The sequence below is a fragment of the Arthrobacter antibioticus genome (assembly GCF_030063205.1).
In the GTDB taxonomy this organism is placed as follows: Bacteria; Actinomycetota; Actinomycetes; order Actinomycetales; family Micrococcaceae; genus Specibacter.
On record NZ_JASISQ010000005.1, the window covers coordinates 160,308 to 177,909 of the forward strand.

The window sequence follows — 17,602 nt, forward strand, 5'->3', positions numbered from 1 at the left end:
GGCGGCGTGCAGACCACCGCCGCGGTCACGCTGGGTAAACCCTAACCGTGGGTACTCGCCGGCGGACCTCCTTGGCAGTGCGGGCACCAATAGATATCCCGAGCGCCGTGGGTTGGAAAGAGAGGATCGGCGAGGGTGGCATAGCGGATAAGGCTCCCGCACCGCTTGCATGGTTTTCCGGCCAGCCCGTACACCCACGCAGCCGCCTCGCCGCGCGCAGGCCCACCTGTGGTTGACCGGGAGGACCTGTCCTTATTAGCCTCAAGCAAGCGTTTGGCGAGGTCTACCATGCGAGGCAACCCTGCCACTTCGCCGATGGGCATGGCAGGGTGTACCCCACCTAAGAAGCACAAATCGTTGCGATAAACGTTGCCAATCCCGGCAAGGTTCCGTTGGTCAAGTAGCGCCAGCCCCACGGCTCGGCCTGGATCGGCACGTAGTCGCTGCAAGGCTTGGGCGGCATCCCAATCGGGGCCCAACAAGTCTGGGCCAAGATGTCCCACGACGTCCAAAACTTGCGCCGCGGCCACCACTTCCAGCGTTCCCAAGGAGAATCCCACAGCCGTGACTAATTGGGTTTGCAGAACCACCCGTGCAGTGAAGGCAGGGCGTCGCCAGCGTGATGCCCGGCCCGGGGTGGCACGTGGATAAATGTCCCAATGCCCTTCCATGGAAAGATGCGAATGGATGACGTGCGGGCCCACGTACATCAAAAGGTGCTTGCCGCGCGACTGAACCGCGGTGACAGTCAGGCCGGTGAAATCCAACGTTGCAAACGCAGGGACTCTGAAATCGCAAGAGGCAAGCTCCTGGCCCTGAAGCACTGCGCGCAGATCGCGGGCCTGACGCCAGACCGTGTCTCCCTCAGGCACGGATCCGCACTCCACGCGGGGAGCTATATGCCCCGGACTCTAATAAGGAATGGGCCAGCGCAGTGCCAAGAATGTCGCCACCATTGACTTTTTCAATGGCCATTTTATCAATTGCGCCACGCTTAACCACCTGTACCAGTGCTTTGGCGGCCAAGGCAATGGCAGAATCATCTTCACTAAAGCACAGCAACGTACGCCCACCGCGTTCCACGTAGAGGATCAAGGCACCATCAACCAGAACCACTAAAGCACCAGCCTTGCGCCCCGGCCGATGCCCAGAATCCAAAGGTGGCCATGGCAGCGCTGCGCCGTAGGGGTTGGCGGGGTCGGTGGCCGCCAGAGCCAGGGCCGTAGGAGCCTTCACCGCCAAAGCGGCGTCCTCGCTAAAGGTGCGCAAGCGATCAACTGTGGCTGAGACCGCAAATTGTGCGGCACCCAGATGCTCAATGAAGTAGCCGCGGCGGCACTTGCCGCTTTCTTCCAATCGAGCCAACACCTTGTACATGAGCCCGAACCCACCAGGGATTCCAACGTTCATGACGGAGCCCCGCGTGATGACCCCGTACCTATCCAGAAATAATTCGGCCAAGGCGTGGCTGCGCAGTGTGGCCTGCGTGGTGGAGGTGGCATCTTCTGCACTGGATGCACCTGATAACAAGCTCCAACGCCCAGCTCCCACGGGAGGCGCCCCGCGTTGCGAGCTGAGGCTCCGGCCCGGCAAACGGCCATAGCGCCCGGCGCGTGCCGGACGCAGCCGTGACGGGGGCGTTTTTTGTTTGTGTGCCGTGTGTCCACCGGCCAGTAACGCTCGGATGGGCGAAAATGTATCGTTGCTGACCCTCCCGGCCCAGAGTAGTTCCCATAAAGCGTTGGTCAGCTCGGAATCGGAGGGAGGATGATCGGGGCCCTCAGCTGTCATCTCACGCAACTGGTGAAAGAAATACGCACCGCCATTGCCTAACGCGGCCAGGACACGTTCCTGGAACTCGGTTGCGGTGAAATCAGTGGATGGTTGCAGCGTCAGATCGGCTGAGTCCGCAATGTGCAAGCTGAGCCAACCATCGTTTGACCCCAGTGCCCCGGACCCGGAAACCACCACTTCCCCCGTTGCCATAAGCTCATCCAGCATGGCAGGGGAGTAGTTGGCCACCCGGGAAGCCAATACCAGTGGTTCCCATGCGGATGCGGGAATCGGCACACCCGCCAACTGATCCACCACCGTCAATACACCATCCAAGCCGCGCAGCGCCGTTGAGCTGGATGCGGCTGTAACGTGCTGCCACGCGGGCAGGAAGCGGCCAAACGTAGCGGCATCAACCGGTTCTACCTCAGCACGCAGTGCCGCCAGCGAGCGGCTGCGCAATTGGCGCAGCACCTGAACGTCGCACCACTCCGAAGCACCGTTTTCGGCGCGTTGAGGCAAAAATTCGCCCTCTGTCACACGTCTGTCTGCGGAGAGCCGAGCTAACCCTGAAAGGACCACGGCCACTCCGAGCCCCAACCTGGCAGCAGCCTCGGGTGCCGTGAATGGGCCGTGGGTGCGTGCATAGCGTCCCAATAAGTCACCGAGTGGATCGGCCACCGGTTCAATAAAGGCAAGCGGGACACCCATGGGCAGCGGAATTCCCAGCGCGTCGCGCAGGCGCGCGGCGTCCTCAATGGCTGCGAAGCGTGGCTCACCAGCCATATTGACTTGCAGTGCCCGGTTGGCGCCAGCCAATGTGCTTAGAAACGCACCCACCTGGACCAGATGCGATTCAACCCCATGTTCAGGGGAGCCAACAACTGCGGGCGGGTCAGCGGCGTCCTCCGTTACCAAGGAGGGCTCCGGCCCCGAGGGATCCGCGCTGACCGTGGGTACCAGACGGGCGGCAACTTCTGCCACTGTGAGAGGGCCCAGCAAACGCAACAGGTCAGCAACCCCCTCGATCCCGCGCGCGCGGCGATCGGGAGCGAGGCGCTGTAGCTGGGCCTCGGTAGTGGCGATGACATCGGGATCCAGCAGCTCGCGCAGTTCGGCCCGGCCCAACAGCTCATCCAGAAGCGCCGGGTCCAAGGACAGCGCGGCTGCCCGGCGTTCAGCCAGCGGGGAGTCCCCTTCATACAGGAAGCTCGCCACATAGCCAAAGAGCAGCGAACGGGCAAATGGGGAGGGCTCGCTGGTGGTGGTTTCCACAATGCGCAGCTCGCGGCGCTCAATCGATGCGGCAATCTCCTTCAACGCGGGCAGATCGTAGACGTCCTGCAAGCATTCGCGCACCGTTTCCAACACGATGGGGAATGTGGGGTATTTCCGGGCCACATCCAACAGCTGAGCCGAGCGCTGGCGCTGCTGCCACAAGGGGGATCGTTTACCGGGATTCTGGCGCGGCAACAACAACGCGCGGGCGGCGCATTCGCGAAAACGGCTCGCAAACAGTGCTGAGCCGCCCACCTCTGCTGTCACAATGCCGTCAAGTTCAGCTGGGTCGAAGAGGAACAAATCAGCGCCCGGAGGTTCGTCATCCATGAGCGGAACGCGCAGCACAATACCGTCATCGGAGGCCATGGCCGAGCCGTCCAGCCCATAGCGTTCATGCAGACGGGCTGCCACGGCTAGTGCCCACGGTGCATGCACAGGCATGCCAAAGGGGCTGTGGAGCACCACGCGCCAATCGCCGAGTTCATCATGGAAGCGTTCCACCATGAGTGTTTTGTCATCCGGGACTTGCGTGGTGGAGGCTTTCTGGTCATCCAAATAGCTGAGCAGGTTGTTAGCTGCCCACTGATCAAGTCCGGTGGCCGCACACCGGGCAAGTGCTTTCTTGCGGGGAGCTGCGCTGACTTCGCGAATGAAGGCGCCCAGTGCCCGCCCCAAATCTACGGGACGGCCAAGGGAATCGCCCTTCCAGAAGGGCAGCTTGCCCGGTTGGCCAAACGCGGGAGAGACCAACACCCTGTCAAAGGTGATGTCCTCAATTTTCCAGCTCGTGGCGCCCAGAGCAAACACATCCCCCACCCTGGATTCGTACACCATCTCCTCATCCAGTTCGCCCACGCGGCGCCCACCCTTATTGGCGCCACCTGATTCCTCAGAACCAATGATGAACACGCCAAATAGGCCGCGGTCAGGAATGGTACCCCCGGATATTACCGCCAGACGTTGTGCACCTGGCCGGCCCACAATGGTTCCGGCCGCGCGGTCCCAAATGATGCGCGGGCGTAGCTCAGCAAACTCATCTGAGGGGTAGCGCCCCGCCAACAAGTCCAAGGTGGCCTCAAAAGCCGAACGTGGCAGTGCCAAAAAGGGTGCACTGCGGCGGACAGTCTCAAACCACTCATCCACATCCACAGCTTCCAGGGCGGTAGCGGCCACAGTTTGTTGGGCCAGAATGTCCAGCGGGTTGGCCGGGATGGACAGTGGCTCAATTTTGTTAGCCAGCATCCGTTCTACTGTCACGGCGGAGTGCAGCAGATCGGCGCGGTGTTTAGGGAACAGCAGCCCCTGCGATATTTCTCCCACCTGGTGCCCGGCACGGCCCACTCGTTGGAGTCCATTAGCCACAGATGGCGGTGACTCCACCTGAATTACCAAGTCCACGGCACCCATATCGATGCCCAATTCCAGACTTGATGTGGCCACCACGGCGCGCAGCCGCCCAGATTTAAGATCATCCTCGATCAGCGCCCGTTGCTCTTTGGACACCGAACCGTGGTGCGCCTTAGCCAGCACCGGCGGCGCCCCCGCCACGGCTCCGGCCTGCGCCATCATCTCGGCGGGGAGCCTTGCCGGGGACTCCGCTTTCCGCCAGGCGTGCGCTGAGGAGGGTTCGACGTCGGACACCTCACCGTCCGCCGTCTGCGCAACTTTCAGTGCGGCGGCAGCGTCGAGGGCCGCCAGTTCTGATCGTTCGGCGTATATCTCGTTGAGACGGCCCGTGAGCCGCTCAGCTAATCGGCGGGAGTTGGCGAAGATTATGGTGGACTTCTTCGCCAACACGGCGTCCACGATCTTTTCCTCAACATGGGGCCAAATCGAGGCGTTGGGTGCCAGACCGGAGGCAGGGCCACGCTCGTTGGTGGAGGCCAGTGCGGGAAGTTCGGTCATGTCCGCGACCGGCACGGTCACAGTTAGATCCCAGTTTTTGGTGCTGGGCGGAGCCACTATTTCAACCGGGGCATTGCCGCCCAGGAAACGGGCCACCGTTGAATGCGGCTCAACTGTTGCTGACAGACCAATGCGTTGAGCGGGGGTTTTCAATAGCGCATCAAGACGTTCCAGGGAGAGCGCCAAATGCGCTCCACGTTTGGTTCCGGCCACCGCATGGACCTCGTCAATGATGACTGTGTGCACATCCGTGAGAGATTCTCGCGCCTTGGAGGTCAGCATCAGATACAGGGATTCCGGGGTGGTGATCAAGATATCTGGTGGATGGCTGAGCAGGCGGCGCCGTTCATTGGTGGGGGTATCTCCGGAACGCACACCCACGCTGACCTGCGGGGTCGCCAGACCGAGCTGGGCAGCTGTTTGTGTGATGCCGATCAGGGGTGCCCGGAGGTTTCGTTCCACGTCCACACCCAGAGCCTTGAGCGGGGAAATGTAAAGCACCCGGGTGCCTATTTTTTTACTTGTATTTTTTTCGGGGCCGGCCGCTGTTGAAGTTTCCTGTGGGGGATCTGTTTTTGCGATGAGCCCATCGAGTGCCCAGAGGAAGGCGGCCAGTGTTTTTCCGGAACCTGTGGGTGCAACCACCAAGGAGTGGGCTCCGCCAGCAATCGCGGCCCAAGCACCCACTTGAGACGGCGTGGGGGAACCAAACGCGCCAAGGAACCACTCGCGGGTGGGGGCGGCGAATTGTTTCATGGCAGCTGCTGGCGTTGTTCCTTGCACGGCTCCATCATGCCGCATCCCACTGACATTATGGCGAAGTGGTGAGGGCGACACCGTTTCCAATGCGTCAGTGTCAGCATCAGGCGGTAATCTATCGGTAGGAGCGGCAAGGGTTGTCGAGGCCTATTCGGTAGAGAACATATGGCCGGAGGGTTCTCCTGAAACATGGGATCGTTTGGGGGCCGGGGGTAGTGCAGACACGGCACATTGGGAATAACTGGGCGCCACTGCTTGGTTTGGCATTCGTCTTCTTAGCAGGTGGTGCCATCAGCATGGTGGCCGAACGCGGCAATGGTGCAGATGCGCGCTTTTTCGTCGTGGCATTCCTGGTTGTCGGCGGGTTAAGTGCCCTCTGGCTGTGGCGAAACCCCTCGTGGTGGCTTGCCCCACGAAACCACTACTTTTATCTGGCCGGTGGCACAGGCGCAGGTATCCTTCTCAGTGCTCTCATACCGTTCCTCAACGGCGCCGGACCGTGGCTGGTGGTAGGAGCTGCTCTCATTGTGTACGGCAAATTTGAGCGGCTGCGTCTACTTGTGACTGTTGGTGCCGCGGTGACCCTGGCCGGATTTCTGACAGCAGTGATTCACGCCGACGTGTGGGGTGGGGCCATGCACCTGTTGACCACCGGGGTGCTGGTGCTCGCCGCCAACAGGTTACATGTGCTCCGTCACGGCCAGCGGCGACAGGCCCAAGATAGCGACCCCGGGTTCATCGGCTCCTTTGAAGAGTTTGACCGCGACGAGGCGCTGAAGCCGTAACACGCCAGCCCCAATAGTGAGCCTGTGTCTGCTACCTAGGGCTGGAACGCCCCGATTCTCAGGAGCTTGATGCCTGCATTGGTGCAGGCTGTCAATGGGTGTGGGATCTCTAAACTATCCGTGGCGCTGGGTGGGTAGACAAGAATTGCCTCAGCCTGCACCCTCTGACAATTTTGGTAGTTGCCTGCCTGCGTATAGCGCAGCACCGCGGCTGAACTTTGTCCCGGTGCCAAGGTGATGGGACCGTTGGAGGGGGCCGCCGGATCACGCTCCGCAGGAGCCCCGACGTAGTCTATGGTGCCCGCCGGGACCATGGAGACCCCCGGGTAGCCATCGAGGATGCAGCTTGTCGTGGAGCTGTTTGTCACTATCAGCTTCATGAAAATACTGCCTGCTGCCCCGCCGCCGGAATCATCCAGCGCACCTTTCAAGGATGCGGCTGTGCACAGGGCCTGAGCGTTGGGCGGTGGGGTCGGGGCCGCTGACGTTGGGGTTGGCAGTGCGCTAGGCGTGGTCACAGCCGATGTTGGGCTCTGCGGGGACGAAGAGGACGAAGGGGCCGAGGTGCTGCTTGAGCTGCTGGCGCCAGCGGTGGGCGCCGTGGACTCCTGCGGGGAACATGCGGCCAACGATGCTCCCAGACCTACGATGGCCGCCAGTGCGAACATCTGTCCTAGGCGGGGTAGTTTGGCCGGGGTTCGCTGCGCAGTATTCATGAGTCCACTTTTACGCCCATTGTTTCCTGAGTCAACTAACCCCGCCGTCAGAACTCCCCCAACCTCAACGCTCGCTCACTACATGCTGTGTTTTCGGCAACGCTCCTTCAGCAGCAGCAGCAGCAGCAGCAGTGAGGGAGCGTTGCCGGTTCAAAGCACGCTAAAAGCTAAGCGGCCCGCAGGCCCGCAGGCCCGCACGCTCAGGAAACGGTTATGCCTTGCGGGTGGTACGCAGGAATGCCAAGCCACCCAGAATCAACCCAGCCAGGCCGGCGCCCAAGCCTAGCCATGCCGGCCAGGAGGATCCGGCGTCGTTCGCTTCAGTCATCTGTGCCGCATCAGCCTGGACGCCGTGCCCATCGCCCGCAACAGCTGCCGTAACGGTCACTTCCGGGGCAGGGGAATCCACGGAGTCATGATCGGCGCCCGCTGCAGGAATTTCCTTCCAGTCGGTCTGCCCTTTCTCGCACTTCTGCAGGGTGGGGAAATGCAGAGTGGTTCCAACGGTTTCGGGCAATTTTAGGGACAGCGTGAAGGTGTCGCGCTCGTGGTCTATCAACGGGGTCTTGGCCGTGTAGGTGATGGACCCGGTGCGCTCGCTGACCTTGCTGCCATTGGGCAACGTGATCGGGGTGTCCAACTTTTGCATGGATTTACTGATGGTCCAGTTGGGGTTCACGGTGGGGGTGGCATCGGTGAGCTCCTCCGGCAGGCTGATGGTGATTGCCGTGGTGGGTGAGCCGTCGCAACCGTGGCCTACAGCGAAAGTGACCAGCGAGTATGCCCCGGCCGCTGTCTCGGAGGGGGTGGCGGAGACGTGCGCGGACGCGGCACCCAAGCCGAGCATCATCATTCCGGCGGTGGCGCCTAGGGCAACGGTGGACTTGAGGGTACGGGAAAAACGCATGGTGAAACCTTTCGAACGCGCAGAAGCGCAAATTTACAGGAGATGGCCACCCCGCAATGAACTCGAAGGGTGGGAAGCGAAAAGTGCCACGGACGCAGGCGGGCCGCGTTGCGTATCAGGGGGAACGTTTCGCCAGGGAAGGCGCGGCAGCATGCGCGGGACAATAGTTGGGCGCGCAGTCTGTACGGGTAAATCCAGGACGACGTCGGCACGCCGGTACAGCGGTCGCAACCAGTTTGCGAGGGACCAAAGGACGGTCTCGCCGTAGGCAAGAATGAGGGCAGCAGCCAGTGTTGCGCCAACGTGTGCGGCCAGCATCCAGCCGGACATGTCCCCTGCATGACCGATCTGCTCGAGGCCCTGGGGACTCAGCGGTGGCGCCTGGGGCATCATGGCAGCCGCGTGCTCCTGCGCAGACATTCCATGGTGGCTCATGGCGTGCGACTCAGCTGAGCCACTTCCGGCAGCGGTGCCCGGCTTGAAGCTGTGGGAAAGTGTTTCAAACCCCTGGTGCAAGACAATTTGGCTACTGGCCAGCAAAGCAATCATGGCAAGGGGCGTTAGTCGAAATTTAGTGGCCACAGTTGAGCAGAGGATATGCAGCGCCAAAATAGCGGCCAGGACCGCCGGCCCTGGCAGTGCGCCACCGGCTACGATATGAGCGCCAGCAGCTAACCCGAACACGGTGGCACCCACCACAGTGGTTCGCAGCAATCTGAAAGGAGAGTGCGTCACACTGCTCCTTTCGATTGGCTAACTGTCCTAGCTTATAGAAGAAAAGCTTTGATTGACCACCGGGGGCGTGATCGGTGGGAGCCGCACAGTAAATACCGTGTTATTAGGGACGCTGGAAACCTCCACTGTCCCGCGGTGAGCGCGCAAAATGGCCTGCACAATACTCAAACCCAACCCGGTGCTGCCCGTTGTGCCCGTGCGTGCCTTGTCAGCCCGCGAAAACCTGTCAAAGATGATCTTTTGAAATGCCGGATCGATACCGGGGCCGTTATCACTGACCTCTAGCAGGGCGCAACCGTGCGGATCCCGGGACAGAGAGGTGTGAACGGCCGTTCCTGGCGGAGTGTGTTTGGCGGCGTTGGAGAGCAGATTCAGCAGGACCTGGCGCAGTTCGGTGTCCCCGCCCATGACTTCCATCGGCTCATTGGGCACGGCAATGCTCCAGTGGTGGCTGGGGGTGGAGACTTGAACGTCACGCACGGCCTCCATGACAAGGGGGCTCAAATTGACAGTGGTGGGGACGCCCATGGTTTTTGTGGGGGTGCCCATACCGTTGGTTGACTGTTGCGCCTCATCCAGCCGGGCAAGCGTTAGCAGGTCCTCCACGAGACGGCTCATTCGCACCGACTGGTCCTGCACCCGGCCCAACGCTGTTTGTCCCTCCGCACTGAGGGGTTCGGTCATTGACAATAGCTCCGCATAGCCGCGGATTGCCGTCAACGGTGTGCGTAATTCATGGCTGGCATCAGCCACAAATCTCCGGAGTTTCGTTTCACTGCGCTGCCGTGCCTCCAAGGCGTTGGACACATTCTCAAGCATGGCGTTAAACGCATTTCCCACATTGCCCACTTCAGTGCCGGGGTGGGCAGCCGTATCGGGAACCCTAGGGCCCAAGGCAACCTCTCCGGCGTCGAGCCTTAGCGTTGAAATTTTCGTGGCAGTTTCCGAAAGCTGACCCAGTGGGCGCATGTTGCGGCGGATGATGACGGTTCCAGCCCACCCCAGCGCCATGAGCCCGGCCACGGACACAAGCACAATCGAGAGCACCAGCGTGGACAGGGTTTGCTCGGTGGCGGCCAGAGGCAGGCCCGTGATGAGGATGTCGCCATTGGGGATTGCCTGGGCTTGCAGCCGGTATTCCCCGATGGACAGGGTGCGGCTGCTGAAATCGCCGTTGGTTGAGAGCTCGGCGAGAATGTTGGCGTCGGCATTTGTCAGCTGCTGCCGCGTGCCTGAGCTGGAGAGAATTCCGGCATAATGTACGACGCCGTTGCTCAAGACCGCGCTCACCTGACCGGCGCTGGTGGCACGGGCATTCAGCGGATCAGGCAGTGCCCCGCTGGTGCTTGAGCTTGTATAAAAGGCGGTTGTGCGGACGGCCGCCTGCGTCAGGGTGGAGTCCAACTGGCTGTTTACTGTCATGCTCAGGGCTGCATAACTGACCATGCCAACCAGAACACAAATGACAGTCAGCAGTCCCATCATGACAGCCACTAGACGGGTACTTAGGCGCCAGGAGGCAGGCTGGAGGAGCCATTTGGCCTTGGTGGGTGCGTTTTCTAAGGACATGGCTTGATCACATAGCCGGAACCCCTGACAGTGTGGATCATGGGTTCGTGATTGACGTCGATCTTCTTGCGCAGGTAGGAAATATAAAGCTCAACAATGTTGCTTTGGCCGCCAAAATCGTAGTTCCACACGCGGTCAAGGATGCGTGCCTTACTTAGAACATGGCGTGGGTTTTCCATCAGGAACTTCAGCAGCTCAAATTCGGTGGTTGTCACGGCGATGTCCACGCCGGCACGTTGCACAGCTTTAGTGTCCTTGTTAAGGGTCAAGTCGCCCACCGTCAGTAGTGCGAATTGCGGGGCTGTGATGCCGGATCGTTGGACAATCCTGTGTAGCCGGAGCAGAACTTCTTTCATACTGAAGGGCTTGCTGACATAGTCGTCGCCACCGGCCGCCAGACCGGTCAATTTATCGGCAACTCCGTCTTTTGCGGTCAGGAAAAGTGCCGGTATCTCGGGGTAGATGGTGCGAATTCTTTTCAGCAGTTCAACCCCATCCATGCCGGGCATCATGACATCAAGAACCAGCACGTCGGGAAAAAATTCCCGGGCAATCTTCAGCGCCTCAAAGCCGTCGTGTGCAGTGGCCACGTCCCAGCCCGTGATTTCCAGACCGCGGCGCATGAGATCGGCCAGCTCGGGTTCGTCATCTACAACGAGGGCACGGATAGGTTCGCCATCGGCCCGGATGAGCTTGGGCGGAGTTGAAAGTTCCATGACCCTATCCTCTGGCACGCAACCCGATGTTCACTGGGTGGTACCCGAGTGTTCCCTGTATTGCTGGTCTGTTTCTCCTTGGCGAGTCGGAAATAGGAGCGCCGCGGTGCTGCCCCTATGCCAATGACGGGTTAGCGGCCAATGACCCTGTCCTCAGGCAAAACAAAACCCCTGCTGCTCTTATAAAAAGGGAAGCAGGGGTTTTGCCAAATGGCGGTGACGGTGGGATTTGAACCCACGTTAGGCTCTCACCTAAACAACATTTCGAGTGTTGCACCTTCGGCCGCTCGGACACGTCACCAACGCGTCAACCTTACCGGCACATGGCCCAACAACAAAAATGGAACTGCCGGTGTGGGTGCACATGGTGCAAGATGGGCCTATGGACAGTGCAGCGCTGGGTGCCTGGAGCTGGCGCAAACAAGGCCTCGACGGTTCACTTGCAGGAAGTAGTCCCGCGACGGTTCTTACACACGCAGGGTGGGCCCGGTCCGTGGGCGGGGCCAATCCCTACCTGAGCCTGTTCGCCCGCGCGGGCATCCGCCGCGAACACGTGGATGCAGACGTCGCTGCCTTGAACATTCTTGAACTTCCCACAGCGCGCGGCTGTACCTATGTACTGGGTGCGCAGGACTTTGCCTGGGCGTTGACGCTGGGCCAAGGGGCAGCAGAGGCGACGCTGAAGGTCTTGGACAAGCTCGACGTCGCACGCGCGGAAGTCCACGCGCTGGAGACGCAAACCCTCCGGTTGCTACAGAACGCCGGTGTTCCGCTGGAGCCCCAGCAACTCAAAGCGCAGCTCGGCGAAGCCGTGCGTAATTTGGGTGAACAGGGTAAGAAGAAGGGCGTCTCAACAACGCTGCCCACAGTGCTGGGTCTGTTACAGGCCGACGGTCGAATCCGCCGGGTCCCTGTCAACGGGCGGCTTGACCAGCAGCGCTATGCCTACGCAGGACTCCCCGGAACAAGTCCGGGCCAAGCTGCTGAAAAAATATCTGGGCTGGACCGGTGGGGCAACTTTGAAGCAGCCCCAGTGGTTCACAGGCTTCACCGTTGCCCAGACTAAGGTTGCGCTCGCAGACGCCGGCGCTGAGGAAGCACATGGTCTGTGGATGGTGGCCGCAGATGTTGACGCCGCAGCTGATTTGCCGGTCCCGGAGCAGGAACAAATCCAGCTGCTGGCAGGGACCGAGGAATTGTTCCTGCTGCGCCGCAACGCAGCGGATAATTTTGCGCAAGAAGATCGCGGACGGAAACTGCTCCGCACAACACTGGCCCTCCAGGCAGACCTAACCGATCATCCGATTGTGGACCGAGGGCGAATCATTGGTCTATGGCAGTATGATCCGGGCAAGGTATGATCCAGGCACGGAACGCATTGAGCACTGGCTCTTTGGCGCCCCTATACAAGTGGTACTGCGAAGAATCCAAGAGGTTGAGGCGTTCATTCGCGAAGATCTGGGCGATTTCCGTTCCTTCAGCCTCGACTCGCCCACCAGCAGACAAAAGCGGATTGACGCGCTCAACGCCGTGGAAGAGGGTTGCCCATGATGCAGAAACTAATAGCGTTTCTCACGGTCTCTGCCGTCCTCTTGCTGGGGGCAGGGTGTTCACCAGACCACCCTTGGCAAAGTGACTCGCAGCCCTGCATGCCACCGTCGTTGTCCCTGAGCACGGACACGGCCAGCCCCGGCGATCCCGTCACCATCTCCGCGGATGATGCAACCTGTAATCCCCAATACGGCGAAGGTGCACAGGTGAAGGTTGAGGTTTTTGACAGCGTAGGGAACTTGGTTTTGGACCGTAAAGTTCCCATGAACGACGCCGGCGGGTTCACTTATCGCTTTGAAGTGCCGGATTCTGCCGTCCCCGGCACTTGGCTTGTTTCGGCAGTTCCGCATGACCTGGACTGGTGTGATGACACCCTGAATGAGCGGGTGGGAAACTATCGGTGTCCGCTGAAAAAGTCCTTCAACAGAGCTGCACACTCGTCCTCACGCACCCCGGGGAACACTTCAACCCAGTGATTTAGGCGACGTTCGCGTAACACGTCGAACACGGATCCTGCTGCGCCAGCCTTTTCATCCCAGGCACCAAAAACCACCCGGGGCACCCTGGCCAACACAATCGCCCCAGCACACATGGCGCATGGCTCCAAGGTGACCACCAAGGTGCAATTGGCCAGCCGCCACGACCCCAATTTCGCCGCAGCTTCGCGGATTGCGAGCACCTCGGCGTGTGCTGTGGGGTCCCCGTGTGCTTCACGTTCGTTGCGCCCCACACCCAGGATCTCGCCGTCGGGCCCCAAGACGACAGCACCTATCGGCACATCCGCTGTCTTCAAAGCCAGCCGTGCTTGGACAAGGGCAAGGTCCATCCAATGGGCATGCAAAGCCGTGGTGGATATCTCGATTGGGTGAGGTTTCGCTGTGTTGGGCACGGCTCAATGGTAGCTTTTATTCATGCGCGTACTGGTTGCGGATCATCCGCTTATTGCCCACAAGTTGACGGTCCTTCGAGACAAGAACACTCCGTCACCCGTTTTTCGTCAGCTCACCGAGGAATTGGTGACCCTGCTGGCCTACGAAGCCACTCGGGGAGTGCGGGTGGAGCCGGTCAATATTGAGACGCCTGTAACCTCCACAGTTGGCATTGGTTTGGCCAAGCCAACGCCCCTTGTTGTACCAATTCTGCGTGCCGGTCTTGGCATGCTTGAGGGCATGACCCGCCTGCTGCCCACAGCCGAAGTGGGCTTCTTGGGCATGGCGCGCAATGAGGAAACACTCGAGGCCATCACGTACGCCGAACGCCTCCCCGAAGACCTCACCGGTCGTCAGGTCTACGTTCTTGATCCGATGTTGGCCACCGGCGGCACCCTGATCGAGGCCTTCAAGTTCCTCTTTGACCGTGGAGCTGCGGACATCACCTGCATCTGCTTGCTCGCCGCACCCGAAGGACTGGCTAAGTTGGAAGCCGCCCATGGCGGCCGCGACAACGTCCACGTAGTTTTGGCTTCGATTGACGAAGGCCTTGACGAAAATTCATACATTGTGCCCGGTCTTGGCGACGCCGGTGACCGTCTCTACGGAGTCGTGGATTAGTCCACATTCCTGCTCCGGATGAAAAAAGCCGCCGGTTGCGGTTTAGGCCACCGCGCGCGCGGTGGCCGAAACCGCAACCGGCGGCTTTTTTCGTGTGGGGGTCTGGAAACGACTGAAGCCTAGTACCAGCCCACTGCGTTTGAGTGTCCCCATGCGGCACACGGGGACCCGTAGCGCGCTTGGATGTAGCCAAGTCCCCAACGGATCTGGGTTTGGTAGTTACTGGCCCAGTCGCTGCCGGTGCTGTCCATTTTATTTGCCGGCAACGACTGTGCGATGCCGTAGGCGCCACTGGAAGCGTTTTCCGCGGATGTCAGCCAACTTGATTCGCGTTCCCAGAGTTGGGTCAGGCAGCTCATCTGATCGGCACCCCAGCCGAAGGAGCCCAGCTGACCTGAAGCGTAAGACTGGGCGGCTGCGGGGTCATCCACCGGGGCAGGAGCCGCTGTTGGCGAGGCCGCCGGCTCCTTCTCCGCCTTCCCTGTTGCCTCTGTCTTAACGTCATTGGCTTGGGCCTTAAGCGCGGCTCCGGATGGAGTTGCGGAAGTGCTTGAGCTGATGTTCAGGTCTGAGAAACTGATGGCTGCATCCAGCGGGGCAGAAACCGATGGTGCTGGCGTGGAGTTGCTTGCTGATGAAACTACACCGGCCAGGTTCTGTCCACCAGGCGTTGCTGCTCCCACTTGTTGGGCGACGGCGCCACCGGCCAAGACCGCGCCAAGAACAGCCACAGCAGCCATGTATTTGGCTGTGGCGCTCACCGCGGAAACCGCGGAAACTGGGCGCTTTGATTCGGCGCGGCGACGGCCGCGCTGCGGTGCAGCAGACATGTTGGAGCCTCTCTACGCCTGCGAGGTGAGCTGTCGGGAACGGACTAGAGAATCCGGCCGCGCAGTGCCCAGACGCAAATTTTCAATGCTGCTAGCACCGCGCTGGCTTAACCCCAAGGGCTGCCATATGGGTAAGGGCCCGAAAAAATTGGGTTCCCCGTCTCTGCCATTGATTAGTGGAGGGAAATGGGCGGCGGCAGAGCTCGGCGAACCGTCCATCAGTGCCAAGAGCCAAAGTCGGCTCGGCGGGCACTTTAGTGAGCGTAACGGAAACGAGACGCTAGTGTCACATTTTGGTAACGACCATTGTATTAGGGTGAGCAATTCGTCATTTACTTAGCAATGCTAACGATCTATGCTTAAGGCAGGTATTACTTACTCTTTTCTTTAGGCAGTTGAACATCAATGACAGGACCAATCACAACAAGATCGACAACAAAAAGTTTGCCCCCGGGCGCTGATGTGCCCAGTATCTCGGGGGAAGCGGGGATGCCCGGGTACGCGCCATATGAATGGCGGGGCATCGGTGCAGGGCCGCTGGCTGCCGAACTGCGGGTCGCCGTCATGCGGACCTCAAGGCGATTGCGGGCGGAGGCAGCCTCGGAGGAAATTAGCCCCGGACAGTACTCGGTTCTCGCCGCAGTCATGGGTGGCGCCCAGACGGTGGGACAGCTTGCCGCTGCGGAGCAGATTCAGGCCCCTTCGATGACGCGGATCGTCAATGCGTTAACCGCGGCCGAATTTGTGAGCCGACAAGAAAATCCGTTGGACAAGCGGCAAGTGTTGGTGAAGATCACTGATTCAGGTTCCACGGCCTTGCTACGTGCACGCTCCAAGCGGACGGCCTGGTTGGCTCAGCGAGTAGCTGCCCTGACCGCCCAGGAACGACAGACATTGCATGAGGCGGCACTGATTCTTCAGGAGATGAGCGCATAGATGAGTTCGATGTTTCGAGCGCTCAAAGTTTTCAATTACCGGCTCTGGGTCACGGGTGCACTTGTTTCCAACATTGGAACGTGGATGCAGCGCGTGGCCCAGGACTGGTTGGTGCTGACGATTCTGACCAATAACTCTGGAACTGCCGCAGGGATCACAACCGGTCTTCAGTTCCTTCCCATCGTCTTTTTAGGCCCCTATGCGGGGCTGCTGGGTGACAGGGTCAACAAACGTAAGCTGCTGCTGATCACCCAAACAGGCATGGGTGTGTGTGCTTTTTTGTTGGGTATATTAGTTGTCACGAACACCGTGGAACTCTGGCACGTGTATGTTCTGGCCCTCTTACTGGGTGTGGCCAGCGCCTTTGACGCACCGTCACGGCAAGCATTCGTTTCTGAGGTGGTCGCTAAAGAGGACGTGCCCAACGCCGTCGCACTTAATAGCGCTTCCTTCAACTTGGCCCGCCTTGCCGGCCCTGGCGTAGCGGGACTTGTTATTGCCCTTGTGGGGACGGGCCCGGCCTTCCTGATTAATGGTGCCAGCTTCGTAGCAGTGATTTTTTCGCTGTGGAGAATGCGCACCAACGAACTAGTTCCGCCAACCCGCCTACCCCGCGCCAAAGGGCAGATTCGCGAGGGGCTGGCGTATATTCGCCAACGCCCCGATCTAATGATGATCATGGTGCTGGTGTTTATGGTGGGCACGTTCGGGATGAACTTCCAGATCATCAATGCACTGATGGCCACCACGGTGTTCGACTTGGGGCCGGGGGAGTATGGGCTACTGGGGTCCGTGATGGCCGTAGGGACGCTTGCCGCGGCTCTGCTGGCTGCGCGGCGCAGGACCATGCGGATGCTTTACATTGTGGGCGGCGCGCTGGCCTTCGGGGTGACTGTGGGTGTGTCAGCGCTCATGCCGAGCTTCTTCCTGTATGCCGTGGCTCTGGTGTTTGTGGGATTGACGTCGTTGACGTTTATGAATGCGTGCAACACCACTGTTCAACTAAGCACGGATTCGGTCATGCGCGGACGAGTCCTTGCCGTGTACATGGTGGTGCTGCAAGGGGGGACGCCCATTGGAGCCCCTCTAGTGGGCTGGATTGCCACAGAGTTCGGAGTCCGGTGGTCGCTAGGTATGGCGGCAGTGGTTGCTGTTCTTTCGGGTCTTATCGCTTTGATCATGATGAACAGGCGCAACAGCATCCGGCTGCGTGATCAGGTCAAGGCGCTTCGTCCGTCCTTCATGGTGCGCGGTCTGCGCCGCTCGGCACGTTAATTGCCCACAACGGACGCTCCCTCAGCGGCACCCTTAAGGAGCGTAGGGGGTGATGAAGTGAACGACTGTTGACTATGCGGTGAATAATTCGCCGCAAAGTTTGACAGATTGCCGGACATCTTGGGGAACTTGCTGAACCCAGTCCAAAAGGACCATTCCGCACTGCTGAACACATCCAATATAAAACGCGTTTTTGCAGAATTTAAAACACGAAAATATACTTTTCGCATACTTATGTTCGTCAAAAGTTGCTATTTTTCATTCGAATGAGAGGAAATCGACAGTGTTGCGTTCATCACAATGCTCTTCGGCAT

Annotated in this window: 14 protein-coding genes, 1 tRNA gene, 1 pseudogene and 1 riboswitch; of the genes and pseudogenes, 6 read left to right on the forward strand and 10 right to left on the reverse strand. The window is 60.0% G+C overall.

Features of this window, described 5'->3' with window-relative positions:
• Nucleotides 1–41: 41 nt before the first annotated feature.
• The gene (locus QMG40_RS12325; RefSeq protein ID WP_283531352.1) at nucleotides 42–872 is read right to left on the reverse strand and encodes a DNA-formamidopyrimidine glycosylase family protein; all 831 of its coding nucleotides are present in this window, start codon (nucleotides 870–872) and stop codon (nucleotides 42–44) included.
• Nucleotides 865–5,760: an Lhr family ATP-dependent helicase gene (locus tag QMG40_RS12330; RefSeq protein ID WP_283531353.1), complete on the reverse strand. Its 4,896-nt coding sequence runs from the start codon at nucleotides 5,758–5,760 to the stop codon at nucleotides 865–867. The genes QMG40_RS12325 and QMG40_RS12330 overlap by 8 nt, the downstream gene beginning before the upstream one ends.
• 173 nt (nucleotides 5,761–5,933) lie before the next feature.
• Between QMG40_RS12330 and QMG40_RS12335 the strand changes: the two genes are divergently transcribed.
• Nucleotides 5,934–6,503 carry a hypothetical protein gene (locus tag QMG40_RS12335; protein ID WP_283531354.1) on the forward strand — a complete coding sequence of 190 codons (570 nt, stop codon included), beginning with the start codon at nucleotides 5,934–5,936 and terminating at the stop codon, nucleotides 6,501–6,503.
• A gap of 35 nt (nucleotides 6,504–6,538) precedes the next feature.
• Here QMG40_RS12335 and QMG40_RS12340 read toward each other — a convergent pair whose 3' ends face one another.
• The 6 genes from QMG40_RS12340 to QMG40_RS12365 all read right to left on the reverse strand — a co-directional run bounded on the left by QMG40_RS12340 (nucleotide 6,539) and on the right by QMG40_RS12365 (nucleotide 11,447).
• The gene (locus QMG40_RS12340; protein ID WP_283531355.1) at nucleotides 6,539–7,219 is read right to left on the reverse strand and encodes a DUF4232 domain-containing protein; all 681 of its coding nucleotides are present in this window, start codon (nucleotides 7,217–7,219) and stop codon (nucleotides 6,539–6,541) included.
• A 211-nt stretch (nucleotides 7,220–7,430) separates the two neighbouring features.
• On the reverse strand, nucleotides 7,431–8,126 hold the full coding sequence (locus QMG40_RS12345; RefSeq protein WP_283531356.1) for a YcnI family copper-binding membrane protein: 696 nt from the start codon (nucleotides 8,124–8,126) through the stop codon (nucleotides 7,431–7,433).
• 33 nt (nucleotides 8,127–8,159) lie between these two features.
• Entirely contained in the window at nucleotides 8,160–8,861 is a 702-nt protein-coding gene (locus QMG40_RS12350; protein ID WP_283531357.1) for a hypothetical protein, read from the reverse strand.
• A gap of 27 nt (nucleotides 8,862–8,888) precedes the next feature.
• The gene (locus tag QMG40_RS12355; RefSeq protein ID WP_283531358.1) at nucleotides 8,889–10,430 is read right to left on the reverse strand and encodes a sensor histidine kinase; all 1,542 of its coding nucleotides are present in this window, start codon (nucleotides 10,428–10,430) and stop codon (nucleotides 8,889–8,891) included.
• Nucleotides 10,421–11,146, reverse strand: a complete 726-nt coding sequence (locus QMG40_RS12360; protein WP_283531359.1) for a response regulator transcription factor — start codon at nucleotides 11,144–11,146, stop codon at nucleotides 10,421–10,423. Before QMG40_RS12360 ends, QMG40_RS12355 begins: the two co-directional genes overlap by 10 nt.
• A 211-nt stretch (nucleotides 11,147–11,357) precedes the next feature.
• Nucleotides 11,358–11,447 (reverse strand) — tRNA-Ser (locus QMG40_RS12365).
• An 81-nt stretch (nucleotides 11,448–11,528) separates the two neighbouring features.
• Here QMG40_RS12365 and QMG40_RS12370 point away from each other — a divergent pair.
• Nucleotides 11,529–12,507 (forward strand): annotated as a pseudogene (locus QMG40_RS12370) (DNA glycosylase AlkZ-like family protein).
• On the forward strand, nucleotides 12,488–12,697 hold the full coding sequence (locus tag QMG40_RS12375) for a hypothetical protein (protein WP_283531360.1): 210 nt from the start codon (nucleotides 12,488–12,490) through the stop codon (nucleotides 12,695–12,697). Before QMG40_RS12370 ends, QMG40_RS12375 begins: the two are co-directional and overlap by 20 nt.
• A 394-nt stretch (nucleotides 12,698–13,091) precedes the next feature.
• On the opposite strand, the gene tadA is transcribed toward QMG40_RS12375, so the two are convergent.
• On the reverse strand, nucleotides 13,092–13,553 hold the full coding sequence (gene tadA, locus QMG40_RS12380; RefSeq protein ID WP_459253004.1) for a tRNA adenosine(34) deaminase TadA: 462 nt from the start codon (nucleotides 13,551–13,553) through the stop codon (nucleotides 13,092–13,094).
• 55 nt (nucleotides 13,554–13,608) lie between these two features.
• Here tadA and upp point away from each other — a divergent pair, with 55 nt between their 5' ends.
• Nucleotides 13,609–14,247: a uracil phosphoribosyltransferase gene (gene upp, locus QMG40_RS12385; protein WP_283531362.1), complete on the forward strand. Its 639-nt coding sequence runs from the start codon at nucleotides 13,609–13,611 to the stop codon at nucleotides 14,245–14,247.
• A gap of 119 nt (nucleotides 14,248–14,366) precedes the next feature.
• Here the strand turns inward: upp and QMG40_RS12390 are convergent, their stop codons facing one another.
• Nucleotides 14,367–15,077, reverse strand: coding sequence for an aggregation-promoting factor C-terminal-like domain-containing protein (locus QMG40_RS12390; RefSeq protein WP_283531363.1), 711 nt, complete (start codon nucleotides 15,075–15,077; stop codon nucleotides 14,367–14,369).
• 3 nt (nucleotides 15,078–15,080) lie between these two features.
• Nucleotides 15,081–15,280, reverse strand: a riboswitch (cyclic di-AMP (ydaO/yuaA leader).
• A gap of 202 nt (nucleotides 15,281–15,482) precedes the next feature.
• Between QMG40_RS12390 and QMG40_RS12395 the strand changes: the two genes are divergently transcribed.
• Nucleotides 15,483–16,013, forward strand: coding sequence for a MarR family winged helix-turn-helix transcriptional regulator (locus tag QMG40_RS12395; protein WP_349361621.1), 531 nt, complete (start codon nucleotides 15,483–15,485; stop codon nucleotides 16,011–16,013).
• The gene (locus QMG40_RS12400; RefSeq protein ID WP_283531364.1) at nucleotides 16,014–17,288 is read left to right on the forward strand and encodes an MFS transporter; all 1,275 of its coding nucleotides are present in this window, start codon (nucleotides 16,014–16,016) and stop codon (nucleotides 17,286–17,288) included.
• The last annotated feature ends 314 nt before the right edge of the window (nucleotides 17,289–17,602 follow it).